Source organism: Aquisalimonas sp. (assembly GCF_007120195.1).
Classification (GTDB): domain Bacteria; phylum Pseudomonadota; class Gammaproteobacteria; order Nitrococcales; family Aquisalimonadaceae; genus Aquisalimonas.
The window spans coordinates 32,350-39,623 of record NZ_SKOG01000176.1; the positions used below are offsets into that span (position 1 = coordinate 32,350).

Sequence of the window (7,274 nt, forward strand, 5' to 3'; positions counted from 1 at the left end):
CAGCGGCGCGAGTGTCCAGTAACCGGAATTCGGTTACAGGACACTAGCATACGCCGCTGGCCCGGCGAGGGGCTGTGGTATGACGAACCCGCGCGATGTGGCCCTTGAGCGCCACCGGAATGGTCACGTTCGAGCCCACCAGCAGCACCAGGCGGCGGACACCGTCGTCCTGGGCGAGAATGCGGTGGAACCCACGCTGCACACTGGCCTTTTCCAGCACGTCCTGGAAATCGCGGATAAGGTAAATCCCGTAGTGCCGGCTGGCAGCGATATACCTCAGGGCGTCGGACAGGCCGCGGGTGTGGGGAATAAAAAGCCGCTCGCTGCCGAGCCGGTACAGTCCGTCGTTGGGCGACCAGCCATAGACGGCGCGGCCCGTGGCCAGCGTCAGGCGCTTAAAGCCGTCGACGATACGCTCAGGAACGTCTGTCTCAATGGTTGCGAGCCGGGATTCCAACTCAATGACTTTATTCAAATTCTCGATCATGGGCCGATGATCCTGTGGTCTAACATTCCGCACTGCGGCGTTAGGACACGATAGTCTGCCAGGCCCGGCACGACTGTGATGTACGTCACCATACCTCATCACCGACCCCACTCGACCGGCTCAATGGTCTGCGCCGTCGGGCACAGGTGGCGCAGCGGGCAGCGGGGACAATGGGGGCGAGGCCGGCACACCTCACTGCCCAGGCGCACAAGCAGGGCATGGAATTCGTTGTAGAGCTCAGGATCCCGCGGTAGGTTCTCCTCAAACAGGGCAGCCAGCCGGGCATAGGGCTCGTCGCCGCCGGCGAGGCCAAGCCGTGCCATGATCCGACGCGTATACGCGTCGATGACGAACACCGGCCGGTGCAACGCGTACAACAAAATGCAGTCCGCCGTCTCCTCACCGATGCCCTTGATCCCCAGTAACCGCTGGCGCAGCATGGCCGTGTTCGAGGCCTGCCAGGCCTCCATGCCGCCGTCCATGAGCAGCGCCGCGGTGAGGTTGCGCAAGCGGGCGGCCTTGATGTTGTAGTAGCCGGAGGGCCGGAGCTGCTCGGCAAGGAGCAGCTCATCGACAGCCATGAGGGCGGAAGGCTCCAGGGCATCAATCGCGCGGAGATTGGCAAGCGCCCGCCTCACGTTCCGCCAAGCGGTGTTCTGGGTGAGCACTGCGCCAGCCATGACCTCATAGCCGGTGCGGGCGGGCCACCAATCCTGGGGCCCGAAAGCCGCATACAGGGCATCAAACACACGGTGAACGGCGGACATGGTCATGTTTCGACAGGCAGTTCCGGGTTGGTAGTCACTGGCGGCGACGGGTGCCCTTGGGCGAGGCCCGCCGGGGTGATGGTTTGCGGCGCATGGCCAGTTCGGCGCTAATGGGGCGCTCGGGGTCAAGATGCACAGCGCGACACAGGGCGGCGATTAGATCCTGATCGAGAAAACGGTACTTGCCCCGCGGCAGATCCCGGGGCAGAGTCACCGGGCCATAACGGACCCGGATCAGGCGACTGACGGTGATCCCCTGGGATTCCCACAGCCGCCGCACCTCACGCTGCCGCCCCTCGCGCACCACGACCTGGTACCAGGTATTGCTACTCCCTCCCCCCACCGGAGTGACGGAATCGAATCGGGCATCGCCGTCGTCCAGAGCGACCCCGGTGGTCAGCCGGTAGAGCACCGCCTGATCCACGTCGCCGAACACGCGGCAGGCATACTCGCGCTCGAGCTGCCACGACGGGTGCATCAAGCGGTTGGCCAACTCGCCGTCGTTGGAGAACAGCAGCAGGCCGAGGGTATTGAGGTCCAGACGGCCAACGCTGATCCAGCGCCCCTGACCCAGTCGCGGCAAGTGTTCGAAGACCGTGGGACGACCCTCGGGATCCTGGCGGCTCGTTACCTGGCCCACCGGCTTGTGATAGAGCAGCACCTTGCGCCGCAACCCCGCGAGCTGCTCCGGCGGCACCCGGCGACCGTCCACCGTGATGTGTTCGGTTCCGCTCACGCGATCGCCCAAACCGGCAACGCGCCCGTCCACCCGCACGCGTGCGTCCCGGATCCAGCCCTCCAGCTCCCGGCGCGAACCCAGACCGGCCCGTGCCAGCACCTTCTGCAGCTTCTCATCAGCCACGGTCCGACTCCGTCCCAGGGGTAGCGGCGAAGGCCTGAGCACCCTCCTCGGCCTGCTCCTGGATTTTGCCCGGCAGTTCCGGGCGCAGGTCGTGCATCTCGTGCAACTCGAGCAGGGACGGCAGTTCACCCAGGCTCGCCAGGTTGAAGTAGTCCAGGAACTGCCGCGTGGTCCCGTACATGGCCGGGCGGCCGGGCACGTCCCGGTGCCCAAGACTGCGCACCCAGCCCCGCTCCTGCAGGGTTCGCATGATGTTCGTATTCACCGACACACCGCGAATATCCTCGATCTCACCGCGTGTCACGGGTTGCCGGTAGGCAATGATGGCGAGCGTCTCCAGCAGCGCGCGGGAGTAGCGCTGGGGCTTTTCTTCCCACAGCTTGGACACCCACGGGGCGAATTCCGCGCGCACCTGTATCCGATAGCCGCTGGCGACTTCGCGCAGCTCGACGGCCCGCGCCGCGTAGTCGTTCGCCAGCTCCACCAGGCTGGCCCGCAGCGTCGCCTTGTCCGGCATGGTGTCCGCGTCGAACAGGCTCTGCATATGCTCCAGGGACAACGGCGCCCCCGCAGTCAGGAGTGCGGCCTCAAGGATCTGCTTCAAACCGGGTTCAGCCATTGTGCGCGTCTCCCCTGGAGCGGCCTGAGGCTGCCCGAGCCAACACAGCCTCAGGCACGAGCGCGTACGTAGATGGGTGCAAGGGGCTCCGACTGGACCACTTCGACCAGCGCCCCCTTGATCAGCTCAAGCATTGCCAGAAAGCCCACGACGACGCCGGCACGTCCTTCCTCTGCGTGCAGCAGCTCGGTGAAGGCAGTGAACCGATGGCTGTCCAGCCGGCTCAGTGTCTCGCTCATACGCGCGCGCACAGACAGCGCCTCTTTTTGCACATGATGGTGCGAGAACATCTCCGCCCGCGTCATGACCTCCGCCAAGGCCACCAGCAGCTCACGCAAGGCCACTTCGGGCTCGCAGCGCGGCGTGTCCACATCCGGCGCCTCAACAACCGCGGGGAAGACGTCCCGCCCCGTTCGCGGCCAGGCGTCCAGATTCTGCCCGGCCGCCTTGTAGCGCTCATACTCCTGCAGACGCCACACCAGCTCCGCGCGCGGGTCGTGCTCGTCGTCGTGCACCGTCGGCGGGCGCGGCAACAGCATGCGCGATTTGATCTCCGCCAGCACGGCCGCCATGACCAGGTACTCCGCGGCAAGCTCCAGGCGCAGCCCCTTCATGAGGTCGACATAGTCCATGTACTGCCGGGTGATCGCGGCAATCGGGATGTCCACAACATCCAGGTTTTGCCGGCGGATGAGATACAGCAGCAGATCCAGCGGACCCTCGAAGGCATCCAGAAAGACCTCGAGGGCGTCGGGCGGGATGTAGAGATCCCGGGGGAACTCGCGCAACGGTTCACCGCGCACCCGGGCAGCCGGGGGCGTCTCCCCATCTCGATCACGGCCCTGGAGCGGGTTGTCCGTATCTGCGATCTCCGTCACCAGTACCGCAGCCCCATGACCCGACGCACTTCCTCCAGTGTCTCCCGGGCGCTGTCACGTGCCTCCTCGACCCCGGCTGCGACCAGGCTGCGCACGGCTTCCGGGTCGTCTTCGTACTCCCGGCCGCGTTGGCGGATCGGCGCGAGCTCCGCCTGGACGGCATCAATGACAGGCTTCTTGCACTCCAGGCAGCCGATACCGGCAGAACGGCAGCCCTGTTGCACCCAGTTCTGGGTCTGCGCATCGGAGTAGATCTTGTGGAACTCCCAGACCGGGCACTTCTCCGGCTCACCCGGATCGCTGCGGCGCACCCGCGCCGGGTCCGTCGGCATGGTGCGGATTTTCCGCTCCACCTCCGCTGGCTCTTCCCGCAGGGTAATCGTATTGCCGTAGGATTTGGACATCTTCTGGCCATCCAGCCCCGGCATGCGCGGCGCTGGCGTGAGCATGACTTTCGGCTCGGGCAAAACCACCACCCCCGCCCCGTCCAGATAACCGAATAATCGCTCGCGGTCTGCCAGGGTGATGTTCTGCTGGTTGTCCACCAGCGCCCGGGCGACCTCCAGGGACTCGGTATCCCCGGCCTCCTGATACTTTCGCCGCAACTCAAGATAGAGCTTGTTGTTCTTCTTGCCCATCTTCTTTGCCGCCGCCTGAGCCTTGTCTTCAAAGCCCGGCTCGCGCCCGAATTGGTGATTGAACCGGCGTGCGATTTCCCGGGTCAGCTCCACGTGCGCCACTTGATCCTCGCCCACGGGCACGGCAGTGGCACGATAGATGAGGATGTCAGCCGACTGCAGCAGCGGGTAGCCGAGGAAGCCATAGGTCGCCAAGTCCTTGTCGCGCAGCTTCTCCTGCTGGTCCTTGTAGGTGGGCACGCGCTCAAGCCATCCCAGCGGCGTCACCATGGACAGCAACAGGTGCAATTCCGCGTGTTCAGGCACCCGCGACTGGATGAAGATGCGCGCAAGGCTGGGGTTCACGCCGCAGGCAAGCCAATCGATGAGCATCTCCCAGACACTGCCGCCCAGGATTTCACGCTCGTCATAATGCGTGGTCAACGCATGCCAGTCCGCCACGAAGAAAAAGCACTCGTGCTCCTGCTGCAGCTTGAGCCAGTTCTTGAGGACCCCGTGGTAGTGGCCCAGGTGCAGCCGCCCCGTGGGCCGCATGCCAGACAGGACGCGGCTGTGGCGTGCCGGTAGAGAACTCAACGCGGACTCCTCTCGTTCACCGCAATGGCGGGTCATGATACCCGCTCGCAAGACAGGGGCACAGGGGCGAGAGCCACCTTGGTCAAAGGATGAACCTTCGAAAGTATTGATCCGCCACCTGCCAGGGACGATTCACGCCTGTTCGAACACACTGGCATCGCCGGCACCACGGCGCAGCACCACCGGCACGCCGTCGTAGAGATCCACTACGGTGGACGGCTCAAGGCCGCAGGGACCGCCGTCGATAATCAGGTCCACCACCTTGCCGACACGCTCGCGAATGTCCGACGCCTGCGTAAATGGCATGTCCTGCTCGGGCAACAGCAGGCTGGTGCTCATAATCGGCTCGCCCAGCGCCTCGGCCAGCGCGTGGGGGATGGCATGGTCCGGCACGCGGATGCCGATGGTCTTGCGCTTGGGGTGTTGCAGTCGCCGCGGTACCTCGGCGGTGGCCCGCAACACGAATGTATACGGCCCGGGGGTGAACGCCTTGAGCAGGCGATACGCTGTATTCTCCACCCTGGCATAGGTGCCGATGTCGGAGAGATCCCGACAGGCCAAGGTAAAGTTGTGCTGTTGCGGCAGGTGGCGAATCTGACGGATACGATCCACCGCCTCCTTCGCACCCATCACGCAGCCAAGCGCATACGTGGAGTCCGTCGGATAGACGACCACTCCGCCCTCCCGGAGCATGGCGACCGCCTGACGAATCAGCCGCGGCTGCGGTGTGTGTGGATGGACCTCAAAATACTGACTCATGCGCCCCTCCAGTGTGCTGTGTTGCCGAAGCGTGCGAACGGATGCCGCCCAAGGCTGTCAATCCTGATGTGTGAAGCGCAGCCGACCAGGGCATCCTGGCGCTACGCCCCAACGGAGGCATGCTGGCACTCCGGATTGGCTGACAGCCGCCTGTCGGAGGGCTATGGTAACCTCGCGAATTGTCTTCAGGCACCAACAGGCGGATGAAAACAATGTATTACGCGATTATCGCCGAGGACGTACAAGACAGCCTCCCCCTGCGCAAGCAAGCCCGGGCAGCTCACCTGGAGCGGCTGGACGCTCTCAAATCCGAAGGCCGTCTACTGGTCGCCGGTCCCCACCCGGCGATCGACGGCGAAGATCCCGGTCCGGCAGGGTTCTCGGGCAGCTTGGTTATTGCCGAGTTCCCGTCCTTGCGCGATGCGCAGGCTTGGGCGGACGCGGACCCCTACGTGGCCGCCGGTGTCTATGCGTCTGTGGTGGTCAAACCGTTTAAGAAGGTTCTGCCATGACCGAGGAGCGGGTCGCCATCATCCGGGAGCGTCTGCAACGGGCGCTGCCGGTGAGACACGTGGAGATCGAGGACGAAAGCCATCTGCACGCGGGCCACGCGGGAGCGAGGGACGGCGGCGGTCACTTCCGTGTGCTCGTCGTCAGTGACGCGTTCCGGGACAGGCGGCCGTTGCAGCGCCACCGGCTGGTCTACGACGCCATGGGAGACGCCATGCGCCGGGATACGATCCACGCCCTCAGTATCCGCGCGCTCACGCCGGAAGAACATGAGGACCAGCGGGCATGATGCGGGCGGCGCAAACGTTCTGGGGCACCTTGATTCTGCTGCCAATCGCCATCGCCGTAGTCGCCTGCGACCGCGATACGCCGGCGACCGGTGACGGCGATGGCGACCAGGTCCGCATCGTCGCCAAGGTCAACGATGAGCCGATCAGCGAAGCCATGCTGCAATTCCACATTCTGCGGCGCACCGGCCAGAATCCGGACACCATCGATGACGACCAGCGCGAGACCCTACTCCTGGAGCTCGTCGAGATGACCCTGATCGCCCAGGATGCCCGCGCACACGGACTAGACAGGGACGATGCGGTGCAGGCGCGGATGCGCAACCTGCACCACGCCGTGCTTGCGCAGGCCATGCTGGAAGAGCTAAAGCGCGAGCCTGTTTCCGAAGACAAGCTGCTGGACCATTTCGATCAGCTCATGGAGAGCAAGGACCAGCTCAAGGAATACCACGCCCGCCATATCCTGCTGGCCGACCGGGACGAGGCTGAAGCCGTGATCGAGAAACTCGATACGGGTGAGGAGTTCGAAGCACTCGCCAAGCAGCATTCCCGCGGGCCGACCGCCTCACGGGGCGGTGATCTGGGCTGGTTCGTGCCCGGCGACATGGTGAAACCCTTCGGCAAGGCCATCATGGCCCTGAACCAGGGTGAATACACACGGGAGCCTGTGCGCACGCAGTTCGGATATCACGTCATTAAACTCGAGGGCCAGCGGGATCGCGAACCCCCGCGTTTCGAGGAAGTCACCGAACAACTGGAGCGCAACCTGACCCAAGAGCGCATCGAGTCCTACGTGAGGGGGTTACGCCACGAGGGCGATGTGGAGCTGTATCGGCCGCAGGGCGTCGACGAGTAAGGAACCGCCTCCCCCCCCCCCCCCCCCCCCCCCCC

At 64.8% G+C, this 7,274-nt stretch carries 10 protein-coding genes; 3 read left to right on the forward strand and 7 right to left on the reverse strand.

The genetic code is table 11. From position 1 onward, the window contains the following. Positions 1-43: 43 nt before the first annotated feature. The 7 genes from QZT63_RS13090 to QZT63_RS13120 all read right to left on the reverse strand — a co-directional run bounded on the left by QZT63_RS13090 (position 44) and on the right by QZT63_RS13120 (position 5,586). Positions 44-487: a hypothetical protein gene (locus tag QZT63_RS13090; protein ID WP_290651859.1), complete on the reverse strand. Its 444-nt coding sequence runs from the start codon at positions 485-487 to the stop codon at positions 44-46. A gap of 98 nt (positions 488-585) precedes the next feature. Further along, positions 586-1,254, reverse strand: a complete 669-nt coding sequence (locus tag QZT63_RS13095; protein ID WP_290651861.1) for an endonuclease III domain-containing protein — start codon at positions 1,252-1,254, stop codon at positions 586-588. 34 nt (positions 1,255-1,288) lie between these two features. After that, a complete protein-coding gene (rluB, locus tag QZT63_RS13100; protein ID WP_290651863.1) occupies positions 1,289-2,116 on the reverse strand; it encodes a 23S rRNA pseudouridine(2605) synthase RluB in 828 nt (275 codons plus the stop codon). Continuing rightward, positions 2,109-2,735 carry an SMC-Scp complex subunit ScpB gene (scpB, locus tag QZT63_RS13105; protein WP_290651865.1) on the reverse strand — a complete coding sequence of 209 codons (627 nt, stop codon included), beginning with the start codon at positions 2,733-2,735 and terminating at the stop codon, positions 2,109-2,111. The genes rluB and scpB overlap by 8 nt, the downstream gene beginning before the upstream one ends. A 50-nt stretch (positions 2,736-2,785) precedes the next feature. Continuing rightward, positions 2,786-3,538 (reverse strand): ScpA family protein, encoded by a 753-nt coding sequence (locus QZT63_RS13110; RefSeq protein ID WP_290651881.1) that lies wholly within the window; start codon positions 3,536-3,538, stop codon positions 2,786-2,788. Positions 3,539-3,609: 71 nt separating this feature from the next. Further along, positions 3,610-4,827 (reverse strand): tryptophan--tRNA ligase, encoded by a 1,218-nt coding sequence (locus QZT63_RS13115; protein ID WP_290651867.1) that lies wholly within the window; start codon positions 4,825-4,827, stop codon positions 3,610-3,612. Between the two features lie 132 nt (positions 4,828-4,959). Then, positions 4,960-5,586: an L-threonylcarbamoyladenylate synthase gene (locus tag QZT63_RS13120; protein WP_290651869.1), complete on the reverse strand. Its 627-nt coding sequence runs from the start codon at positions 5,584-5,586 to the stop codon at positions 4,960-4,962. A gap of 212 nt (positions 5,587-5,798) precedes the next feature. On the opposite strand from QZT63_RS13120, the gene QZT63_RS13125 reads away from it, so the two are divergent. From QZT63_RS13125 to QZT63_RS13135, 3 genes are read left to right on the forward strand one after another with little or no spacing between them, the layout of a single operon-like run. After that, the gene (locus tag QZT63_RS13125) at positions 5,799-6,098 is read left to right on the forward strand and encodes a YciI family protein (protein ID WP_290651871.1); all 300 of its coding nucleotides are present in this window, start codon (positions 5,799-5,801) and stop codon (positions 6,096-6,098) included. Next, positions 6,095-6,385: a BolA family protein gene (locus tag QZT63_RS13130; protein WP_290651873.1), complete on the forward strand. Its 291-nt coding sequence runs from the start codon at positions 6,095-6,097 to the stop codon at positions 6,383-6,385. The genes QZT63_RS13125 and QZT63_RS13130 overlap by 4 nt, the downstream gene beginning before the upstream one ends. Beyond that, entirely contained in the window at positions 6,382-7,239 is an 858-nt protein-coding gene (locus QZT63_RS13135; protein ID WP_290651875.1) for a peptidylprolyl isomerase, read from the forward strand. The genes QZT63_RS13130 and QZT63_RS13135 overlap by 4 nt, the downstream gene beginning before the upstream one ends. Positions 7,240-7,274: the final 35 nt, after the last annotated feature.